Source organism: uncultured Roseobacter sp. (assembly GCF_947488185.1).
Lineage (GTDB): Bacteria > Pseudomonadota > Alphaproteobacteria > Rhodobacterales > Rhodobacteraceae > Roseobacter.
On the sequence record NZ_CANKYM010000001.1, the window covers coordinates 1,107,700 to 1,127,660 of the forward strand.

Consider the following 19,961-nt stretch of genomic DNA (forward strand, 5'->3'; position numbering starts at 1 on the left):
TTACATTCCTCAGGGTAAGAGCAATGAAACGATCGGGGGCCAGATCAGCAGTACCGACAGGGCACAAAGCTGGATACCGATGAAAGGCAGGAACCCCTTGAAGATATCCGTCAGGCTGATGTGCGGCGGCGCCACGGATTTCAGGTAGAAGGCTGCAGGGCCAAAGGGCGGGCTCAGGAAGCTCACCTGCATGTTCATACAGAAGACCACACCGAACCAGATCGCGACATGGCGGGGGTTCAGCTCGCCGAAGACACCGATTTCCTCGATGGGCAGGCGCTGCACAATGGGCAGGAACACAGGGATGATCAGCAGCACGATGCCGACCCAATCCATGAAGGCCCCCATGAAGAGCAGGATCAGCATCATCGCGAGGATGATCCCCATGGTCGGCAGGTCAGAGCCGACGATGAAATCGGCCACATAGACCGGACCGCCCGCGATGGTATAGGCGCCCGCAAGCGCTGCTGCGCCGATGGTCACCCAGATGATGGTTCCGGTGGATTTCAACGTGCGCATGAGGCTGTCCCAGACCAGCTCGAAAGAGGCTTCTCCCCGGCAGATGGCGATCACCAGAACGGCCAGTGCGCCCATGCCCGCCGCTTCGGTAATGCCGGTGATACCGCCGTAAATCGAGCCCATGACAACGCCGATGACGACGATGGGGGGCACAAGACCCTTGCCCATCGACCAGCCCAAGGCCGTGCGCGCCTTGCCCAGAACCGCGAACATCATCACGAAAGACAGCGCCACGGCGCCACCGAACCACGGCAACCAGTCGGCGGTGCCATAGGCGATGGCGGCCCCGGTATTGCCTGCGTTCTGGCCGGAGAGCTCAAAGAAAAGGGCCCGCAGGAAGAGTGCCGTGCCAAAGCCGGCAATCAGGACACAAAGGAAGGCGAGAAAGAGTTTGGCTTTCTCCATGCCATAGGGCTCGCCCTCAACAGGGTCGGGCAGCGGCGCATCCTGAGGGCGCAGCTGGGTGCGGATGATGATGTAGAGGATGATGAAACTGGCCAGCATGAAGCCGGGCAGGAAGGAGGCGGTGAAGAGCGCCTTGATCGAGGTTTCCGTGATCAGCCCGTAGATGATCAGCACGATAGACGGCGGGATCATCGTCCCCAGCGAGCCTGAGGCACAGATGGTGCCGATGGCAAGGTTCTGGCTGTAGCCGAGACGCAGCATCTGTGGCAGGGCGATCAGACCCAGCAGCACCACTTCGCCGCCAATGATGCCGGACATCGCGGCCATGATCACCGCCATGATCGAGGTCACGATGGCGATGCCGCCACGGGTGCGGTTCAGCCAGACGTTCAGCGAGGAGTACATATCCTTGGCAATGCCCGATCGTTCCAGCAAGGCCGCCATAAAGATGAAAAGCGGGATGGATATGAGGACATAGTCCGTTAAGAGCCCATATATTTTCTGCGCGAGAATGTTGAGCGGCCCCGCACCGGGCCTGCCGGTTAAAATGCCGTCGCCAAAGGTCCAGGGTGCGGTCAGCAGCGCCGGTTCGAACTTCATCACCAGCACGAGCACGGCGAGGATGGCAGAGGCAAAGCCCAGCGGCATGCCGATGGCCAGCAAAAGGATCAGGCCCAGCATGAGGACCAGTGAAATTGTACCGATATCCATCAGTTGGATCCTTTGGACTGAATGCTGCCGCGTGTGACGTCGAGGTCGCCGGTGCCGTCCGCGCCGACGGCAGCCTTGATCCGCTCCAACTCGTCCTGGTCGATGTCGTCGGCAGCGGTATGGATCACCGGCTCGGCGTTCCAATCGGAGACCAGATTGACAACGGCCTGAAAAGCCACAAGCACGATCACCAGCAAGACCATGGGTTTCAGCGTGGCAGGAATGGGCGGGTCAAAGGCGGTTCCGAATGTTTCCCACCGGTAAAACTTGTCGAAGGCCTCGCCGTAGCCTCCATAGACGAGGAAGAAGGCGAAGGTCACGATCAGCAGCGTAGAGATGCAGTCGCAAGTGCGCTGCAAGGCGCGGGGCAGCATGTCATAGAGCAGGAAGATGCGGATGTGGCTGCGTTGCTGCATGGCGTAGAGCCCGGCGCAGAGGAACACAAACCCGGCGAGCCAGAGCGAGAGTTCATTGGCCCAGAGGGTTGGCGCCTCGAAGACATAACGCAACACAACCTCGTAAATCATCACAGAGCAGAGCAGGACAATCAGCATCATGGTCAGCCGCCCGATGAAAACGGCAAGGCGGTCCAGCGGCCGCCAGCTTTCAAATTCCATGGGCGCGCGGCGGACGGTGCGCACACCGATGAAGCCGAAGATCGGCAAGAGCAGTAGCGTGATCCAATCCACCATGTCGGCGTAACCGCCAAAAAGTCCACCCATTTCGGGCGTCACGTCGATGCGCCCGAAAAGCGCGCTGAGCTTGTCAAATTGCGATGGGTCCTCGGGGGGAAACCACGAGAGCGTAAAGGCGGGAAGATGCCATGTCAGCCACGCAGCGCAGACGATGAAGGCGAGCGGTATAAGCCATTCGATAAGGCTTCCGGATTTTTCCTGCATGGTTCTCCCCCAGCGGCCGATTGTTGGTGATTGCCCCGGCCAGAGACAAAAAAGACCCCGCCCTTGGCAGGCGGGGTCCGGTTTCAGGCCGGCTTACTGCTTGAGGCCGAGCTGCTCCAGATAGGCCAGGTGGCTTTCGACAAGCGCCTTGGCTTCCGGTGTGTCGGCGAACTCAGGCCATGTGGCCTGTGCTGCTGCACGGAACTTCGCCAGCTCTTCAGGTGCCCACTGCGACAGGGTCACACCTTGCTCACGCAGCTGAGCGGCCGCTTCGGCGTTCTTCTTCTCGAACGTCAGCGCGGTGCGCAGGGCCAGCGCTTCCATCGCCACCTTCATGATCTTCTGGTGGTGCGCAGGCATCGCGTCGAACACGGCCTTATTGCACGCCAGGTGATCGGACGGCATCGAGTGAAAGCCGGGGAAGTTGGCATATTTCACGATGTCATAGAGACCCAGACCCACGTTGTTGGCGAGGCCTGACGCGTCCGCGCCGTCGATGATGCCGGTTTCAAGTGCGGTGAAGATCTCGGTGAAGTCCATCACGATGGGCGAGGCGCCCAGCTTTTCAAAGATCTTGGTTTCCATGCCGGGGGGCGACCGGAATTTCCAGTCCTTGAAGTCTTCAACCTTGGCAATCGGCTTGGAGGAGGCAAAGCTCTCCTGACCGTAGACCCACCAGCCGATCAGCTCCATGCCGTATTTGTTATAGAGCGGTGCCGCTGCTTCCCGACCGCCGCCGAAGTAGAGCCAGCTCAGCTGCTGATACGGCGTGTCGTAGCCGCCCATGATGTCGCCGACGAACTGGAAGGCAGAGTTCTTACCGGTCTGATACCCGCCGCCCGTCATGTCGCAGTCGAGAATGCCCGTGGATGCGGCATCGAAAGTCTCGACCGATTTTACGACGGATGAAGAATAGAACATCTCCACGACGATCTCGCCGTTCGACATGTCCTGAATGTCCTGCACGTATTGTGCTGCCAGTTTGCCCGAAACAGTTTCAGGCGCATAATGTGTTTGAATGCGAAGATTGCTTGTCTCTGCCGACGCGGTCAGCGCAGTCGACGCAGCAAAGGCTGCTACAGCGGCGACCGTGGCCGCCTTTTTCATCATTTTCATTTTGTCCTCCCAGACGTTGAGCGCGCTAATTTTCGGGACTTGAATGCCCCGGCGGTGATTACGCTAACGAAACGTTAGGCTGAGGCGGGCGCTTCAAGCAAGAAAATATTTTATTTTCCCAGAATTTCGATATTTTCTTTGATTTTCGAAATTTTGAGCGTAACGCTGGAGGGAGACTGGGAGACTTCACATGGCCACGCAGGATGCCGATATTTTTGACGACATGCGTCACCGGCTGATCACGGGCGAGTTTGGATATGGTACCAAACTGCGCGCGGAAAAGCTACGTCAAGATTACAACTGTTCTGCGAGCACCGTGCGGGAAGTCCTGTTTCGTCTGTCCACCGTCGGACTGGTAGATTTTCAGGAGCAGCGTGGATTTAGATCGCCATATCAGTCAGTTGAGCGGCAACATGAGCTGACCCATATGCGTATTTTGCTGGAGACGGAAGGCGCGTGCCTGTCGATACGTTTGGGGGGCGTCGAGTGGGAATCCCGTCTGACCGCGGCCCACCACAAGTTGTCTCACATCGAAACCCGGGTGCGCTCATCGGGCGATCTGATTCCCCTGCTGGGGCTCTGGAGCCGGGCGGAGCAGGAATTCCATGAGACGTTGATCGACGCCTGCGGGTCCGGACTATTAAAGCGTACGCATGTGGTAATTTACGAACAGTTTCGGCAACAACTGGTCTCTGCGGAGACAAATTACGGGTATTTTCCGGAGAATATTCGCGAGCATCAGGCGATTCTGGATGCCGCTTTGCAGCGCAATGAAGACCTGATGCGTGTCTGTGTGAACGACCACCTGGCACGAAATCTGACGCGACCTCTGCCCCGCAAATCCTACCCTGATGCCTTCGGTAAATCCTCCGCGATATAGGTCTGTACGATTTCGTCAAAACCGTTCTCCGCCCTGAATCCGAGCGCCGCGGCGCGGGCCGGGTCGAAATTGCGTGGCCAGCCCGCGACGATCTTCATGATGGCCTCATCTGGTTGCGGCTTGATCAGATCGACCGCCTTTTGACCTGCGACGCGGCGCAGTGCCTCGATCTGCTCGGCCACGGTGCAGCTGAGCCCCGGCAGGCTGAGCGCGCGACGGCCTTCGAGCTGATCCGTGTCGAGGGTTGCCGCATGGATCAGAAAACCAGCAGCAGCGCGTGGTGATGCGTGCCAGTGTCGTACTGTATCCGGCACCGGCAGCACCGCCTCGACCCCGTTGAGCGGTTCGCGGATGATCCCGGAAAAGAAGGAGGAGGCCGCCAGGTTGGCTTTGCCGGGGCGAACACAGATTGTGGGCAGTCGCAGCGACATGCCGTCCATGAAGCCCTTGCGGCTGAAGTCCTGCAGCATCAGTTCGGAAATGGCCTTCTGTGCACCATAGCTGGTTTGCGGAGAGCAAAGGAACTCGTCGCCGATCTTGTCCGGGAAGGGCGCGCCAAAAACCGCGATGGAAGAGGTGAAGATCACCCGCGGCACATATGCGCCACCGCTTGCGTCATGTTCGCCGCGCAGGGCCTCCAGCAGATGCCACATGGCCATCATGTTGGTGGCCCAGCCCTTGTCGAAATCGGTCTCGGATTCGCCTGAAACAATGGCAGCCAGATGATAGATCAGATCGGGCCGCAGACCGGCGAGCTGGGTGATCTTTGCAGGGTCGGTGAGATTGCCAGTGATCTGCGCGGGCCCCTCGGGGCAGCTGGGCGGAAAGCCGATGTCAAACAGCGAGATATCCAGCGTGTCGTGGCCCGGCAGGCCTTCAGACAGCAACCGCGCCAACAGCTTCTGCCCGACCATGCCGCCGCCGCCGATGATCAGAACGCGGGTCATGTGCTCAATCCGTTTCTGGCTTTCAGTTCGAGGTAAAGCCCTGAATGGTCCTTCTCCGCGCCATCCATGGCGTCGATGAAATGTTGGAATCTGTCCCGCACGCTTTCCGTGGCGGGCAGCGTGAGGCCAAGGCTCGCGGCCTCGTCCAAGGTGTTGTTGAGGTCCTTGACCTGAAACTTGGTCAGCCCGCCGGGCTTGAAATTTCCTGTCGTCATACGTTCGCCATGCTGTTGCAGGATCACGCTGTCGGCAAAGCCGCCCTTGAGCGCGGCGCGCACCGCTGCCGGATTGGCGCCGCCCTGTTCGGCGAGCAGCATGGCCTCGGCCACGGCGCTGATGGTGACGGCGACGATGGTCTGGTTGGCGAGTTTCGAGAGCTGCCCCGCGCCCGAGGGGCCCACGTGCACCGGCCGGCCCATGGCCTCGAAGACGGCGCGGGCCGCATCGAAGGTCTCGGGTTTGCCGCCGACCATGATGGCGAGGCTGGCGGCCTCCGCCCCTTTGGTCCCGCCTGAAACCGGCGCATCCAGGTGCGCGAAGCCGAGGCTTTCGAGTAGCTTGGCCTGGGCGCGCGCATGTTCCGGCTTGGCACTGGACATGTCGATCCAGACGGCCCCGGGGCTGAGCGCCTTTGCAGCCAGCGCCTCTTCGATCACGGCGCCGGAGGCAAAGCCATCCGAGAGCATGGTGATCACGAACTCGGCGCCCTTGATGGCGGTCATCGCATCGGGGGCAACGGTGGCGCCATCCTTGGCGAGAGGTTCGGCCCGGGCCAGTGTACGGTTCCAGACGGTGAGGTCATGCCCAGCCTTGAGCAGATTGCGGCTCATCGGAACGCCCATCAGCCCCGTTCCGATCAGCGTTATTTTTCGCGATGTGGTCATGGTGCCGGACATCCCCCTTAATCCGTTTTCCAAAGCAGTAGCCAAACTGGCGCTGTTGTCATACGCTAACGAAAACCAGCCATTGGACCAGCCCGTCCGGTGGTTTTTTGATGAAGACGGCAAAATTTGTGCTGCGGCCGGGGGTGTATCACCCGGTGTGGAGAGCCGGCCGCAAGCACTACGGGGGACACTTTTTTATGACAGGGCAAAGGCTTAAGGGAAAGCGGGCGTTGGTGACAGCGGCTGGTCAGGGGATCGGGCGCGCCAGTGCTTTGGCCATGGCGGCAGAAGGTGCGCAGGTCTTTGCCACCGACATCAACATGGATGCACTTTCCACGATTCGGGAGGCGAATCACGAAAATATCGAAATTTTCGAACTTGACGCCCGCAGCGATGAGAGTGTCTCCGCCGGGGTGGCGCGGGCGCAGCCGGACGTTCTGTTCAACTGCGCGGGCTTTGTGCATCATGGGTCTGTGCTGGATGCAACCGATGACGAATGGGACTTTGCCTTTGATCTGAACGTGCGTTCGATGCTGCGCACAATCCGTGCCGCCCTGCCGGGGATGCTGGAACGCGGGGGTGGATCGATCATCAATATGTCCTCGGCCTGCTCCAGCGTGATCGGCGCGCCGAACCGCTTCATCTATGGCACCACGAAGGCGGCGGTGATCGGGCTGACGAAATCAGTTGCGGTGGATTACGTATCCAAGGGCATCCGTTGCAACGCGATATGCCCCGGCACGGTGGAAAGCCCGAGTTGGCATGACCGGGTGGACGCCTTGGGCAAGCAATTGGGCAGCAAGGACGCGGCGATTACGCAGTTTGTCTCGCGCCAACCCATGGGCCGCGTGGCCACAGCCGAGGAGATCGCGGCGCTGGTCGTTTATCTGGCCAGCGACGAGAGCGCATTTACAACGGGGCATCCCCATATCATTGACGGAGGCTGGTCAGGACAGTGACAGATTCTGGGACCAAGAAGATTGAGATCAAGGACTTACGGTCGCGCAAGTGGTTCATGAACCCGGACAATCCGGAAATGACCGCGCTCTATCTGGAGCGCTATCTGAACTACGGGCTGACGCGGGAAGAGCTGCAGTCGGGTAAACCGATCATCGGGATTGCGCAGACGGGCAGTGACCTCTCCCCCTGCAATCGCCACCATCTAGAGCTGACCAAGCGGGTTCGGGATGGGGTCATTGCCGCGGGCGGCACCTGTATCGAGGTGCCGGTGCATCCGATCCAAGAAACCGGCAAACGGCCCACGGCGATGCTAGACCGGAACCTGGCCTATCTGTCGCTGGTCGAGACGCTCTTTGGCTATCCGCTGGACGGGGTGGTGCTGAACATCGGCTGTGACAAGACCACGCCTGCGCTGCTGATGGCGGCGGCGACGGTGAATATCCCGGCGATTGCACTGTCAGTTGGTCCGATGCTGAACGGTTGGTTCCGGGGCGAGCGCACAGGCTCAGGCACCATCGTCTGGAAAGCGCGCGAGATGCTCGCGGCGGGTGAGATCGACGATGATGGGTTCATGGAACTGGTGGCCTCATCGGCCCCGTCGGTTGGGTATTGCAACACTATGGGCACGGCGACGACAATGAATTCACTGGCCGAGGCCTTGGGCATGCAACTGCCAGGCTCGGCGGCGATCCCTGCGCCCTATCGTGAGCGCGGACAGATCAGCTATGAGACGGGGCGGCGGATTGTCGAGATGGTCTGGGAGGACCTGCGTCCCTCCGACATCATGACCCGCGAGGCCTTCGAGAACACCATCGTGATCAATTCGGCGATTGGCGGGTCGACCAATGCGCCCATTCACCTGAACGGAATTGCGCGGCATCTGGGCGTGCCGCTGGACAACAATGACTGGCAGGCCGTGGGCCATGATGTGCCACTGCTGGTCAACCTGCAGCCGGCGGGTGAGTATCTGGGCGAGGACTACCAGCACGCAGGCGGCGTGCCTGCGGTGGTGGGAGAACTGATCGCGGCGGGGTTGCTGCCGCATCCGGATGTGATCACCGCCAATGGCAAGACGATGGCGGAGAATTGCGGGCATCTGCGCAGTGAAGACACCAAGGTCATCAAGCCTGCGTCGGAGCCGCTGAAAGAGCAGGCCGGGTTTATCAACCTGTCCGGCAATCTCTTTGACAGCGCGATCATGAAGACCAGCGTGATCAGCAAGGTATTCCGCGCGAAATACCTGTCAAACGCGGACGACATGAACGCTTTTGAGGGCCGCGCGGTGGTGTTTGACGGGCCGGAGGATTTCCACCATCGGATCGACGACCCGGCGGAGAATATCGACGAGGATTGCGTGCTGTTCATGCGTGGGGCGGGGCCCAAGGGCTATCCGGGCGGGGCCGAGGTAGTGAACATGCGCCCGCCGTCCTACCTGCTGAAGAAGGGTGTCGAGGCGCTGCCCTGTGTGGGGGACGGGCGGCAGTCGGGCACTTCTGGCAGCCCGTCGATTCTGAACGCGTCGCCCGAAGCGGCAGCAGGTGGTGGGCTTGCGCTGTTGAAAAACGGGGACCGGGTGCGGATCGACCTGAACAAATGTACCGCCGACATGCTGGTGCCGCTGGATGAACTTGCTGAACGGGCACGCGCTTTCGAAGCAGCGGGCGGCTATGACGCGCCGGAGAGCCAGTCGCCCTGGCAGCAGTATTTCCGCGAAAAAGTCGGCCGCTTTGATCAGGGCATGATCCTGGAGGACGCCGACAAGTACCAGGATATCTCGCGCCGGTTCATGCCGCGCGATAACCATTAGCGCGCCCTCAGGGCGACGATCACTAGCGCGCCTCTGGCGTGGCGACGAGGAGCGGTGGCCTGAAAGCCCACCCTACCCGCAAACTGAGAAGGACCAAGAGACGTGAAACTTGTGCGATATGGGGAGAGGGGCGCAGAGAAGCCTGGAATGCTGGATGCCGAGGGGACCCTGCGCGATCTGTCAGCGCATGTTGCCGACATTGCGGGAGACGTGTTGTCGGATGCCGGGCTTGAAAAGCTGCGCGCAATTGATCCTGCCAGCCTGCCTTTGGTTGACGGCGCCCCGCGCATCGGGGCCTGTGTTGGCAATATCGGGAAATTCCTGTGCATCGGGTTGAACTACTCCGACCACGCGGCGGAGACAGGCGCGGACATTCCCGCGCATCCGATCCTCTTTTTCAAGGCCAACTCCGCCATTGTCGGCCCCTATGATGAGGTCAGCATGCCGCGGGGGTCGACCCATACCGATTGGGAGGTCGAGCTGGGCGTGGTGATCGGCACCACCGCGAAATATGTGAGCAAGGAGACCGCGCTGGATCACGTCGCGGGCTATTGTGTCGTGAACGACGTGAGCGAGCGGCATTTTCAGACCCAGCTCACGGGCCAATGGACCAAGGGCAAATCCTGCGACACCTTTGGACCAACAGGGCCGTGGCTGGTGACCCGCGACGAGGTACCGAACCCACAAGACCTTGCCATGAGCCTTGATGTAAACGGCAAGCGGATGCAGACCGGGACCACCTCGACCATGATTTTCACGGTGGCGGAGATCATCGAACACCTGTCGTCTCTGATGACGCTGCATCCAGGGGATGTGATCACCACAGGCACGCCGCCGGGCGTGGGCATGGGCATCAAGCCCGACCCTGTCTACCTCAAGAAGGGGGATGTCATGGAGTTGACCATCGAAGGTCTGGGTGCGCAGCGCCAAACCGTGACGGAGGACGCATAGGTGGCCGAGCTTTTCATGATTGGTGGCGCGACGGACGTGATGCTGAAGCGCTTGGGGGAGAAATTCACCATTCACCGGGCACAGGATATGGAGGATCCGCAGGCGTGGCTGGCGGCAAATGGCAATGACATCGAGTATGTGGCGACCAATGGTCACGATGGGGTAAAGCCCGAATTCATGGCGGCGATGCCCAACCTCAAAGCCATCAGCTGCTACGGTGTCGGATATGACGCCATCGATACCCATGCGGCGCGGGCCAAGGGCGTTGTGGTTACACATACGCCGAATGTGCTGAACGCCGAGGTCGGGACCACGGCCGTTCTGTTGATGCTGGCCTGCTACCGCGAATTGCTGCGCGACGATGCCTATGTGCGGTCCGGACGGTGGGAGACAGAGGGTAATTCGGCGCTGACGCGTTCGGCGGACAATCAGACCGTGGGCATTCTGGGCCTTGGCCGGATTGGTCAGGCGATTGCGGACAAGCTCGCACCCTGGGGCACCAAGATTGTCTATCACTCACGTAGCCAGAAAGAGGTGGACTACAAGTACTACGCTAACCTTGTCGACATGGCGCGGGATGTGGACATGCTCATCTGCATCACGCCCGGTGGGCCTGCGACCAACAAGATCGTCAACCGCGAGGTGCTCGACGCGCTGGGGCCGCAGGGCACGTTGATCAACGTCAGCCGGGGAACGGTTGTGGACGAAGAGGCGATGATTGCTGCCTTGCAGGACGGTCGCCTTGGCTGGGCGGGGCTGGATGTGTTCGAGGCAGAACCACATGTGCCCGAAGCGCTGCGCAAACTCAACAACGTCGTTCTGTTGCCCCATGTGGGCAGCGCCACGCTGGAGACCCGCGCCGCCATGGGGGCGCTGACGGTGGACAACCTGCTGCAGCATCTCAAGGACGGCACGGTGATCAGCCCGGTCCCGGAATGCGCGGATATGTGAGCCCATGAGCCGGATTGCCTCGGTTCAAGCGCGGCTTTTCAATGTGCCGTTGGATGAAGTGCTGGTGGATGCCAAACATGGGTCTCACAGTCATTTCCACCTGATCACGGCAAGCGTGACCTTAGAGGACGGTCGCAGTGGCACGGGGTACACCTATAACGGCGGTCGCGGAGGTCACGCGACTGCCGCTATGATTACCCATGACTTGGCACCCTTTCTGGTAGGGCAAGAGGCCGAAGATGTCGAAGCACTCTATGATGCGATGCAGTGGCATATGCATTACGTGGGGCGCGGCGGCATCCTCAGCTTTGCAATCTCAGCCGTGGATATCGCGCTCTGGGACCTGCGCTGTCAGGCGGCAGGCCAGCCGTTATGGCAAATGGCGGGCGGTGCGGACAAGACCTGCAAAGCCTATGGCGGCGGCATTGATCTGGCCTACCCGCTGCCTAAACTACTGGACCATGTGCAATGCTACATCGATGTCGGGCTGAACGGGGTGAAGATCAAGATCGGGCAGCCCACCGAAGCCGAAGATGTGGACCGCATCCGCGCGGTACGCCAGCAGATCGGGCCCGATGCGGCCTTTATGATCGACGCAAATTACTCGATGACGGTGCCGCAGGCGATCTCGCTGGCAAATGCGGTGAAGGATCAGAACATCCTGTGGTTCGAAGAGCCGATTATCCCGGATAACTACGCAGGCTACGCTGAGATCACGGAGGCTACGGGCATGGCCGTAGCGCAGGGAGAGAACCTGCACACGATCCATGAATTCGAGATGGCGCTGGCACAGGGAGAGCTTGGGTTCATCCAACCCGATGCCTCGAATTGCGGCGGAGTTACCGGCTGGTTACAGGCCTCCGATCTGGCGCGGGAGGCAGATGTTCCGGTGTGCAGCCACGGTATGCAGGAACTTCATGTCAGCCTGGTCTCTGCGCAACCGCATGCCGGCTGGATCGAAGTGCACAGCTTCCCGATTGACCGCTACACAACACGCCCCCTTGTCATAAAGGACCACCGAGCGGTGGCCCCCGATGATCCCGGCGTGGGCGTTGTCTTCGACTGGCCACAGCTTGTGCCGTTTGAGGTGCGCCTGTAACGCGAACGGTAGTATGACAACCGGACCAACGCCGCTTCATTGTTCCAAAAATATGCAAATCCCGCAGCTTGTCCTGGACGCAAAGGTCAGATCCGCAGAAACCGCTGTGCAATCTTCGGGATCAGCCGGTCAAACTGCAGCGGTGCGTCGGCCACGGCCAGACAGATGCAATCCTCGTGAATGTCCGCCACAGGCGTGTGATGCATGTCGCTATCCGCGATCTCCACGTCACCACGGGCAAAGTAATCATCCTCATCCTGGAACGCGCCTTTCAGCACCATCGTCATCTCCGTCCCGTGGTGTCCGTGATCCGGCATCGCGGTGCCCGCAGGGATAAAGAGCAACCGCGCAGAGGCGTCCTTTGACGTTGGCAAAATAGCCTGTTTGACGCCCATGCCAATCGGTTTCCAACGGATCGCTTCCAGATCCCCGCCTACGTAGTCACGCAGTGGCTTGGGCAGCACGGCGCAGACATCGGTCTCGGCTACATGCGGTTTGTCCATGGGACCTCCGAGGATCAACGCCAGCGTCGCCTCGAGGCTTTCCGGCTGAAGGTCGGCCACTTCATCATCGCGCATCTGGTCCAGTACTTCACCGCCCAGAGCATCAAAGCTCTCGGCCTGCGCCCGACAGCTGTCACAGAGCGACAGGTGAGAGGCCACCATCAGGTTGAAGGCCTCGGGCAACGATCCCGCTGCATAGGCCATCAGGATGGCGTCATTCAGGTGATGTTTGATTGTCTCGGTCATCTTACATTTCACTTCATTGCGTGGCGCAGACGGTCCAGCGCCAGTCGAATTCTCGATTTGATCGTGCCCAGGGGCAGACCGGTTTCGGCGGCGATTTCGCTGTGGGTCAGATCCCCGAAATACGCCTTTTCAATCAATTCCCGCTGCGCATCTGGTAACTCTGCCAGCGCCGCACCGAGAATTTCGGTTTCCTGTTGCAGTGTCAGGACGTCTTCCTGATCTGGTTCTTCTTCGGGACCCCACGTCAGGTCCTCCGGTTCCGGCCGCCGTTGTCGGCGGATAAGGTCAATGCGCCGATTCCGCGCGATGGTGAAAATCCACGTCGCCACAGAAGCACGGGCGGGGTCGAACTGATGCGACTTGTGCCAGAGCGTCGCCATCACGTCCTGGGCACATTCCTCTGCGAGGGAGGCATCCGCGCCGGATTTCATCAAAAAGCCCTTCACCCGGGGGGCGAAATGGGCAAACAACTCGGCAAATGCCTGCGTATCTTGATCGTCACGGATACGGGCCACATGCTCCACCCAAAGCATCCGCGCAGGTCCGGTCGTTGCAATCACTTTTTTTTGCCCAGCCTTCTTCATCGATACCGCAGGTGCCGCCGATGGTGTGCCCATCGATCGTGCGCTTGCGTCTATTATATCTGGTTCTACACCCGCCAACATGCTCAGATTACGCTGCGCATGCAGAATTAGATCAAAAAAACTTTGTTTTTAACGCAATGCATCCATTTTATCCAACACGCCGTATACATGGCACTGCAACCAGAAAGACCGGACACGTCCTTTATGCCCTTTGAAGCCCTGACCGAAGGCACCTTTGCTCCCTTTGACATTCGCAGAACAACCCGAAAAGTCGCCGTCATCGGCGGCGGTATCTCGGGGATGGGTGCGGCCTTTATGCTGGGCAAGGACAGTCACGTTACCTTGTTCGAGGCGGAGCCGCGGCTGGGCGGCCATGCCCGGACGGTGATGGCGGGCAAACGTGGTGACCAGCCCGTCGACACCGGTTTCATCGTCTTCAACCGCGCAAACTACCCCTATATGACGGCCCTGTTTGAACAGCTGAACGTGCCGGTTGTGGAGTCGAACATGAGCTTTGGCGCGTCCATCGACGGCGGGCGTCTGGAATACGCGCTGACCTCGCTCGACGCCCTTTTTGCGCAGCGCAAAAACGCCATCACCCCTGCGTTTCTGGGCATGGTGCGTGATATATTGCGGTTCAACAAACACGCGGTCAGCATCGCAGAAGATCGCAGTCTGAGCCTCGGCGCCTTTCTCGACAAGCTCGGGACCGGCAGGTGGTTTCGCGACTACTATCTTCTGCCGCTTTCGGGAGCGATCTGGTCGACGCCGACAGAAAAGATCATGGATTTCCCAGCCTATGCCATGATTGAGTTCTTTAAGAACCACGCGCTGCTCGGCGTGCACGGGCAGCATCAGTGGTACACGGTTGATGGCGGATCCACCCAATACGTCAGCCGTCTGGCAGCGGCATTGGAAGGCGCAGGCAACGACATCCGGCTTGGCGCGCCCGTAAAATCTGTGACCCGGGGGGCTGGCCATGTGATCCTGCATCCCTTTGGCGGCGCCCCTGAGGTTTTCGATCACGTGATTTTCGCCACTCACTCGGACGATACCCTGCGGATGATTGGCGATCCGACACCGCAGGAGAAGAAAGCGTTGGGCGCAATTGCCTACCAGCCGAATGACATCGTTCTGCACGCAGATACCGATATGATGCCGAAAAGCCGCAAGACCTGGGCCAGTTGGGTCTACACCGAAGACAAGGACGCCCAATCCGACCGGATCGACCTCACGTACTGGATGAACTCCTTGCAGCCCATTCCGCAGGATGACCCGCATTTCGTCACCCTCAACACCAAACGCCAGATCCGCGAAGAGCTGATCTATGACGCGGTGACCCTGCGCCACCCGATCTATGATCTGGCAGCACTTGAGGCCCAAAAGGACATCAGGACTTTCAACGGGACGGCGAACACTTGGTTCTGCGGCGCCTGGATGAAAAACGGTTTTCACGAAGACGGATTGTCCAGCGCCGTGGACGTGGTGCGCAGCCTGCGCATGGTACACCGCGAGCGGGTTGCAGCTGAATGACCGCCCGGGTCGATCATATCTCAGGCCTGACGTTTCACGGTCGCAAAGGCGCCATTGAGAATGCCTTTCGCTATTCCGTGGATTACATCCTGTTGGATGCCGAAGCACAGGTGCGTTGCCCGCGCCTTTTTGCGCGCAACGGATCGGCGCTGACCTCGCTGCATGACAGCGACCATGGCGGCCCGCCCAAAGCGGGTCGTGGCGCGCTTTGGGTGCGCGAGGTGCTGGTACAGCATCAGATCACTGGCGTAGCACAGATCGAACTGCTCGCGCAGCCGCGCATGCTGGGGCATGTTTTCAACCCGGTCAGCTTTTGGCTCTGCCGCGGTGACGATGGCGCGTTGATCACGGTGATTGCCGAAGTCAGCAATACTTTTGGCGATCGCCACAGCTATTTGTGCCACCACCCCGATCTGCACCCGATTGAGCCCAGCGACACGCTCAAGGCGCAAAAGATTTTTCATGTCTCACCGTTTCAGCCCGTCGAGGGTGGGTATAGCTTCCGCTTCGACATCAACGACGCGCGGATCGGCATCTGGATCGACTACACACGAGGCAACGGCGGATTGATTGCCACGCTGACCGGCAAACGCAAGCCGCTGACCAATCGGGCCATCTTGCGTTCCGCCCTTCTCCGGCCACTGGGCGCACGCCGTGTCCTCGCGTTGATCCATTGGCAGGCACTCAAACTGTGGGCCAAGGGGGCGCGGTATCGGGCCCGTCCGGTGCCACCTGAGAAAGAGGTCTCACGGTGACGCAGGACAGCGAGCGATTACCGGCCTATTCCCTTTTCGCTGCGCTTTTGGCAGCCGCTGGCCTGCCCATCTATATCCACGCGCCGAAATTCTACGTGGATGAATACGGCGTGTCGCTGGCGGCTCTCGGAGCTGTCCTCTTTGGCCTTCGGCTGCTGGACGTGGTGCAGGATCCGCTGCTGGGCAAGCTGGCGGAAAAGCTGCGGGATCAGCGTGCAGTGGCGGTCGCCGCAGGCTGTGCCGTGATCGCGCTGGCCATGATCGGTCTGTTTGCCATCCCACCGCTTTTGCCGCCACTGGTCTGGTTCGGTCTGACGCTGACGCTGGTGTTTTCCGCGTTCAGCTTTCTGACAATCAACTTTTACGCCCAGGGGGTGATGAAAGGCACGCGGTTGTCCGGCCAGGGCCATTTCAGGCTGGCCCGCTGGCGCGAGAGTGGGGCGCTTCTGGGCGTCTGTGTCGCAGCGGTGGCGCCGGTCGCATTGGCGTCGGTCTTTGCCGCGCCCTTTGCGTGGTTTGCCATTGGTTTCGCCGTCCTCGCCGTGATCGCCGCTTTGGCCATGCGGTCGGAATGGAGCACGGCTGGCCTTGCGGCATCCACCGGCTTCGGCGTGGTTTTGAAGGACAAACTGGCGCGCCGCCTGTTGCTCATCGCGCTGGTTAATGCGGCACCCGTCGCCGTCAGCTCGACCCTGTTTTTGTTTTTCGTCGAAAGCAAATTGGACGCGCCGGGCTTCGAAGGGCCGCTTTTGCTGGTGTTCTTCCTGTCGGCTGCTGCTGCCGCGCCGTTCTGGGGCGCAATGGCCGAGCGATTTGGCCCAAAAGACGTATTGATTGTCGCCATGATCCTGGCAATCTGCGCCTTTGGGCTGACACTGACGCTGGGCCCTGGCGACTGGGTGCTTTTCGCGATTATCTGCGTGATGTCCGGGGCGACGCTGGGGGCTGACCTCACGCTGATGCCCGCCATCTTCGCCAACCGAATGGCGCGGATTTCGCCCTCCGCAGCGGAAGGGTTCGGGCTTTGGTCTTTCGTGTCGAAACTCACACTGGCCTTTGCCGCCGTCACCCTGTTGCCGATGCTGGAGCGGGCGGGGTTTCAAAGCGGCAGCGCGGCGCAGAACAGCCCAGAGACGCTGGCCTTGCTGGCGATCCTCTATGCTGCGGTTCCCTGCGGTCTCAAGGTGATCTCCATCGCCTTGCTGGCCATCACCGATCTGAGCGAGGTCTGAGACGATGAGTGAATGGATGTTTTTGGCTTTCGGTGCCGTGGCCGCTCTGGTGGCCCTTTGGCTCTGCAGACGCATCGTCGGATTTGCATCGCAGAAACCGGAAGACTACGAAGACGGCACACCGGACTTTGACATCCGTAAGCATCTCAATGGCCCGCTCCTCTGCGAAGGGGTCATTTACGGCCCGACAGGGCGGGTCAGCAGCCGGTTTGTTGCAGATTTCGATGCCACGTGGGAGGGCAATTCGGGCTCGATGAAAGAGCATTTTGTGTACGACGATGGCAGCGTTCAGGACCGCGAGTGGCATTTGCAGATCGACAATCACGGCAAGATCTGTGCACGGGCCGACGATGTGGTGGGGGAGGGATCGGGGCAGCAGCTCGGACCAACGGTGCAGTTGAGATACCGGATCAGGTTGCCCGACGGGTCCGGCGGTCATGTCCTGAACACCGTCGATTGGATGTACCTGACGCCAAACGGCACGATCATGAACCGGTCCCAGTTTCGCAAGTTCGGGATCAAGGTTGCCGAACTGGTCGCCACCATGCGGCCAAAGGACATCACATGAAAAACTGGAACGGGAAACGGTACTGGCTGGTCGGCGCCGGTGACGGTCTCGGGGCTGCGCTGGCCACCCGTCTGAGTACGGCAGGGGCCCATGTCATTGTCTCCTCCCGGTCAGAAGACAAGTTGAAGGAATTGGTCGATACGCTGCCCTCGGACGGCAGCTACCAGACGGTCGATGTGGCCGACGATCAAAGTGTCAAGGCGGCAGCAGAAGCCGTTGGCCCGGTCGACGGTGTCGTTTTTCTGGCCGGGGTGTACTGGCCCTTTCCCGCACAGGAATGGAATGCGGACCAGGCGACCGCCATGGCGGATATCAACTTCACCGGGTTGATGCGTGTCATGGGCGCCGTTGTGCCGGGCATGGTGCGCCGGGATGCGGGCCACATTGTGATCACAGGCAGTCTCAGCGGTTTTCGCGGCTTGCCGGGGTCCATCGGATACACCGCGTCCAAGGCCGGGACGATGTCACTGGCGGAGTGCATGTATGCCGATCTGCGGCAGACCGGGGTGCAGGTGCAGGTGGCCAATCCCGGCTTTGTCAAGACGCAGCTGACCGACAAGAACGATTTCAAGATGCCCTTCCTGATGACACCTGAAGAGGCTGCGGAATACATGTTCAAACACATGAACAGCGACCGGTTCAAGCTGAGCTTTCCGCGTCTCTTTTCACTGGTGTTCCGGGGCAGCCAGCTGCTGCCGGACTGGCTGTATTTCCGGATTTTTTCCTAGAGCCGCGCGGCGTGGTCCTGAAAGGTCTGTGCGGCGCGGGTCCAGACGGGCGCGTCCGGTGTCCCAAGCTGGGCCAGCACCGGCAGGAGCTGTTCCGCGTAGTCCTCGCTGCTCTCCAGGGGCAGCATCGACGGCAGGTTGTCGATGGCGGTCACATCCAGCATCGGTTCTGAATGCACCCGCAGGGCGGGCGCGTCCCAAGTCGTGGTCCTGTCATAGACCTTGATCGGGGAAAAATCGCTGTCCGGGTCACAGGCGATATCGCCGATCACGCTGAGCCTGCGCGGGCGGGTTGGCGCATCTGACGGCACGAAGACCGGCGTGCCGGGACGTGCCAGCACACAGTTGAAAAACAGCTCATGGGCCAGAACCTGCGGGAAGGGACCGCCCGAAGCAGTTTCCGCCATGTCCCACTTGGTGGTTGCCACACCCATGGCTGTGCAGAGATCGGCGACACCTTTGCCGACGCGCCCCAGCGCGCCGATGATCAGGGCGTTGGGTCGGTGGCTGCCCGTTGCCACGAGATTAGCCTGCAATTCGGACAGCAGATGCGTGGAGCTGTCATAGGCAGTGATCGGACCTGCGATGCCACCGGTCTGTTGCGCCGCCCAGCACTTCAGCGCCACGGCCGCACCGGCATATCCGGCCCAATAGCCAAAGGCCGCCACCCGGCGCCCGTCGTCATCCAGCAGATATTCGAGGTCCAGCAAGGTCCCGCCGCCCGCCTTGAAGCGCTGCAGCAGGCGCAACCCGGCAGGCTGCCCCTTGAAGGCGTGCCCGAACATGATGTGGCGGTGACGCAGCGGCGTGCCGTCCTCGGGCAGTTCCTTGAGGCCAAAGATAACCGCGTCCCCGGGCGCGTCGGGCCAGCTGTGAGGGGGTTCCATCTGGCACCCTGCGTCGGCGTAGGCCGCATCCGGGATGACACGCGTGGGAGAGTGTTCGACGCTGACCGTCATGCCTGTTGCCAGAAGGGAGGCGGCCCCTTTCGGGGTCAGTCCAACACGGGTTTCATTTTCGCGTTGCTCTGCCCGGACCCAAAGATGCAGCTGGCTCACAGCATGCCCTTGGCGGTGACCGCCTGGATTGATGGGCGCGCTGCCATACGCGCCAGATAGGCCTTGATCTCAGGGAAGTCATCCAGGGACACGTTGTCCCGTTCGAGCCAGCTGCACAGCATGTAGGCATGTGGATCAGCGATGGAGAATCTGTCCCCCAGCACATAGTCGCCTTCAAGGCAGTCGCTGGTGAAATAACGCGCGCAGTCGGTCATGGTTTCGGGCACTTTGGCCGCCATGTCGTCAAAGCTCGATTGCTGCGTTGCCCATCTGTCGCCGCGGCGCATATGCGCGTGGTTCACATGCATCGTTGCCGCGAGGAAATGGATCACGCTGCGCATCTGGGCGGTCCGCTCGGGGTCTGCTGGCACCAGATTGGCCCCCGGCGCAAGGGCCGCGACATAGTCCAGCAAGGCACCCGTTTCAGTGAGCAGGGTCCCCGCATCGGTTTCCAGTGTCGGAACGCGCCCTTTTGGGTTCAACGCCAGATACTCGGGCTTTTTCTGCTCCCCGGACTGAAAATCCACAAGCACCGGCTCATAGGACAGCCCTGCTTCTTCCAGGGCGATGGCCACAGCAATCGAAATCGTCCGCGGGGCATAGTAAAGGCGCATCATGATCTCCT

20 protein-coding genes are annotated in these 19,961 nt (G+C 60.5%); 11 read left to right on the forward strand and 9 right to left on the reverse strand.

Annotation, left to right across the window (positions count from 1 at the left end):
* Positions 1-9: 9 nt before the first annotated feature.
* The 3 genes from Q1A52_RS05555 to Q1A52_RS05565 form a co-directional block, all read right to left on the reverse strand.
* The gene (locus tag Q1A52_RS05555; protein ID WP_299826199.1) at positions 10-1,635 is read right to left on the reverse strand and encodes a TRAP transporter large permease subunit; all 1,626 of its coding nucleotides are present in this window, start codon (positions 1,633-1,635) and stop codon (positions 10-12) included.
* A complete protein-coding gene (locus Q1A52_RS05560; RefSeq protein WP_300011931.1) occupies positions 1,635-2,534 on the reverse strand; it encodes a TRAP transporter small permease subunit in 900 nt (299 codons plus the stop codon). Before Q1A52_RS05560 ends, Q1A52_RS05555 begins: the two co-directional genes overlap by 1 nt.
* A gap of 93 nt (positions 2,535-2,627) precedes the next feature.
* The gene (locus Q1A52_RS05565; protein WP_300011934.1) at positions 2,628-3,650 is read right to left on the reverse strand and encodes a TRAP transporter substrate-binding protein; all 1,023 of its coding nucleotides are present in this window, start codon (positions 3,648-3,650) and stop codon (positions 2,628-2,630) included.
* 190 nt (positions 3,651-3,840) lie between these two features.
* Between Q1A52_RS05565 and Q1A52_RS05570 the strand changes: the two genes are divergently transcribed.
* Positions 3,841-4,530 carry a GntR family transcriptional regulator gene (locus Q1A52_RS05570; RefSeq protein WP_300011937.1) on the forward strand — a complete coding sequence of 230 codons (690 nt, stop codon included), beginning with the start codon at positions 3,841-3,843 and terminating at the stop codon, positions 4,528-4,530.
* Here the strand turns inward: Q1A52_RS05570 and denD are convergent.
* Complete coding sequence (denD, locus tag Q1A52_RS05575) at positions 4,494-5,477, reverse strand: D-erythronate dehydrogenase (RefSeq protein WP_300011940.1); 984 nt, start codon at positions 5,475-5,477, stop codon at positions 4,494-4,496. The genes Q1A52_RS05570 and denD overlap by 37 nt on opposite strands.
* Positions 5,474-6,361: an NAD(P)-dependent oxidoreductase gene (locus tag Q1A52_RS05580; protein ID WP_300011943.1), complete on the reverse strand. Its 888-nt coding sequence runs from the start codon at positions 6,359-6,361 to the stop codon at positions 5,474-5,476. Before Q1A52_RS05580 ends, denD begins: the two co-directional genes overlap by 4 nt.
* Positions 6,362-6,558: 197 nt before the next feature.
* Between Q1A52_RS05580 and Q1A52_RS05585 the strand changes: the two genes are divergently transcribed.
* The 5 genes from Q1A52_RS05585 (at position 6,559) to Q1A52_RS05605 (ending at position 12,129) form a co-directional block, all read left to right on the forward strand.
* A complete protein-coding gene (locus Q1A52_RS05585; RefSeq protein WP_300011945.1) occupies positions 6,559-7,320 on the forward strand; it encodes an SDR family oxidoreductase in 762 nt (253 codons plus the stop codon).
* On the forward strand, positions 7,317-9,128 hold the full coding sequence (locus Q1A52_RS05590; RefSeq protein WP_300011948.1) for an IlvD/Edd family dehydratase: 1,812 nt from the start codon (positions 7,317-7,319) through the stop codon (positions 9,126-9,128). Before Q1A52_RS05585 ends, Q1A52_RS05590 begins: the two co-directional genes overlap by 4 nt.
* Positions 9,129-9,230: 102 nt before the next feature.
* Entirely contained in the window at positions 9,231-10,079 is an 849-nt protein-coding gene (locus Q1A52_RS05595) for a fumarylacetoacetate hydrolase family protein (RefSeq protein ID WP_300011951.1), read from the forward strand.
* On the forward strand, positions 10,080-11,030 hold the full coding sequence (locus tag Q1A52_RS05600; protein WP_300011954.1) for a 2-hydroxyacid dehydrogenase: 951 nt from the start codon (positions 10,080-10,082) through the stop codon (positions 11,028-11,030). It abuts the gene before it with no gap.
* Positions 11,031-11,034: 4 nt separating this feature from the next.
* A complete protein-coding gene (locus tag Q1A52_RS05605; RefSeq protein WP_300011957.1) occupies positions 11,035-12,129 on the forward strand; it encodes a mandelate racemase/muconate lactonizing enzyme family protein in 1,095 nt (364 codons plus the stop codon).
* 86 nt (positions 12,130-12,215) lie between these two features.
* Here Q1A52_RS05605 and Q1A52_RS05610 read toward each other — a convergent pair whose 3' ends face one another.
* Together Q1A52_RS05610 and Q1A52_RS05615 are read right to left on the reverse strand one after the other, a co-directional pair.
* Positions 12,216-12,878 carry a ChrR family anti-sigma-E factor gene (locus tag Q1A52_RS05610; protein ID WP_300011960.1) on the reverse strand — a complete coding sequence of 221 codons (663 nt, stop codon included), beginning with the start codon at positions 12,876-12,878 and terminating at the stop codon, positions 12,216-12,218.
* Positions 12,879-12,886: 8 nt separating this feature from the next.
* Positions 12,887-13,411 (reverse strand): sigma-70 family RNA polymerase sigma factor, encoded by a 525-nt coding sequence (locus tag Q1A52_RS05615; RefSeq protein ID WP_299781372.1) that lies wholly within the window; start codon positions 13,409-13,411, stop codon positions 12,887-12,889.
* Positions 13,412-13,666: 255 nt separating this feature from the next.
* Between Q1A52_RS05615 and Q1A52_RS05620 the strand changes: the two genes are divergently transcribed.
* The 5 genes from Q1A52_RS05620 to Q1A52_RS05640 are packed head-to-tail and all read left to right on the forward strand — an operon-like array spanning position 13,667 to position 18,278.
* Positions 13,667-14,995, forward strand: coding sequence for an FAD-dependent oxidoreductase (locus Q1A52_RS05620; RefSeq protein ID WP_300011963.1), 1,329 nt, complete (start codon positions 13,667-13,669; stop codon positions 14,993-14,995).
* Positions 14,992-15,750, forward strand: coding sequence for a DUF1365 domain-containing protein (locus Q1A52_RS05625; RefSeq protein WP_300011966.1), 759 nt, complete (start codon positions 14,992-14,994; stop codon positions 15,748-15,750). Before Q1A52_RS05620 ends, Q1A52_RS05625 begins: the two co-directional genes overlap by 4 nt.
* Positions 15,747-16,982 carry an MFS transporter gene (locus Q1A52_RS05630; protein ID WP_300011969.1) on the forward strand — a complete coding sequence of 412 codons (1,236 nt, stop codon included), beginning with the start codon at positions 15,747-15,749 and terminating at the stop codon, positions 16,980-16,982. The genes Q1A52_RS05625 and Q1A52_RS05630 overlap by 4 nt, the downstream gene beginning before the upstream one ends.
* Before the next feature lie 4 nt (positions 16,983-16,986).
* Positions 16,987-17,550, forward strand: coding sequence for a DUF3833 domain-containing protein (locus tag Q1A52_RS05635; protein ID WP_300011972.1), 564 nt, complete (start codon positions 16,987-16,989; stop codon positions 17,548-17,550).
* Positions 17,547-18,278: an SDR family oxidoreductase gene (locus tag Q1A52_RS05640; protein WP_300011975.1), complete on the forward strand. Its 732-nt coding sequence runs from the start codon at positions 17,547-17,549 to the stop codon at positions 18,276-18,278. Before Q1A52_RS05635 ends, Q1A52_RS05640 begins: the two co-directional genes overlap by 4 nt.
* Here the strand turns inward: Q1A52_RS05640 and Q1A52_RS05645 are convergent.
* Positions 18,275-19,336 (reverse strand): saccharopine dehydrogenase, encoded by a 1,062-nt coding sequence (locus Q1A52_RS05645; RefSeq protein WP_300011978.1) that lies wholly within the window; start codon positions 19,334-19,336, stop codon positions 18,275-18,277. The two genes, Q1A52_RS05640 and Q1A52_RS05645, sit on opposite strands and share 4 nt — an antisense overlap.
* Positions 19,333-19,953, reverse strand: a complete 621-nt coding sequence (locus tag Q1A52_RS05650) for a glutathione S-transferase family protein (protein ID WP_300011981.1) — start codon at positions 19,951-19,953, stop codon at positions 19,333-19,335. Before Q1A52_RS05650 ends, Q1A52_RS05645 begins: the two co-directional genes overlap by 4 nt.
* Positions 19,954-19,961: the final 8 nt, after the last annotated feature.

Bases quoted from the DNA above. Each gene is read 5' to 3' on its own strand.
- Q1A52_RS05555 (WP_299826199.1), bottom strand. From the start codon at position 1,635: ATGGATATCGGTACAATTTCACTGGTCCTCATGCTGGGCCTGATCCTT.
- Q1A52_RS05560 (WP_300011931.1), bottom strand. From the start codon at position 2,534: ATGCAGGAAAAATCCGGAAGCCTTATCGAATGGCTTATACCGCTCGCC.
- Q1A52_RS05565 (WP_300011934.1), bottom strand. From the start codon at position 3,650: ATGAAAATGATGAAAAAGGCGGCCACGGTCGCCGCTGTAGCAGCCTTT.
- Q1A52_RS05570 (WP_300011937.1), top strand. From the start codon at position 3,841: ATGGCCACGCAGGATGCCGATATTTTTGACGACATGCGTCACCGGCTG.
- denD (WP_300011940.1), bottom strand. From the start codon at position 5,477: ATGACCCGCGTTCTGATCATCGGCGGCGGCGGCATGGTCGGGCAGAAG.
- Q1A52_RS05580 (WP_300011943.1), bottom strand. From the start codon at position 6,361: ATGACCACATCGCGAAAAATAACGCTGATCGGAACGGGGCTGATGGGC.
- Q1A52_RS05585 (WP_300011945.1), top strand. From the start codon at position 6,559: ATGACAGGGCAAAGGCTTAAGGGAAAGCGGGCGTTGGTGACAGCGGCT.
- Q1A52_RS05605 (WP_300011957.1), top strand. From the start codon at position 11,035: ATGAGCCGGATTGCCTCGGTTCAAGCGCGGCTTTTCAATGTGCCGTTG.
- Q1A52_RS05610 (WP_300011960.1), bottom strand. From the start codon at position 12,878: ATGACCGAGACAATCAAACATCACCTGAATGACGCCATCCTGATGGCC.
- Q1A52_RS05615 (WP_299781372.1), bottom strand. From the start codon at position 13,411: ATGCTTTGGGTGGAGCATGTGGCCCGTATCCGTGACGATCAAGATACG.
- Q1A52_RS05620 (WP_300011963.1), top strand. From the start codon at position 13,667: ATGCCCTTTGAAGCCCTGACCGAAGGCACCTTTGCTCCCTTTGACATT.
- Q1A52_RS05625 (WP_300011966.1), top strand. From the start codon at position 14,992: ATGACCGCCCGGGTCGATCATATCTCAGGCCTGACGTTTCACGGTCGC.
- Q1A52_RS05635 (WP_300011972.1), top strand. From the start codon at position 16,987: ATGAGTGAATGGATGTTTTTGGCTTTCGGTGCCGTGGCCGCTCTGGTG.
- Q1A52_RS05640 (WP_300011975.1), top strand. From the start codon at position 17,547: ATGAAAAACTGGAACGGGAAACGGTACTGGCTGGTCGGCGCCGGTGAC.
- Q1A52_RS05650 (WP_300011981.1), bottom strand. From the start codon at position 19,953: ATGATGCGCCTTTACTATGCCCCGCGGACGATTTCGATTGCTGTGGCC.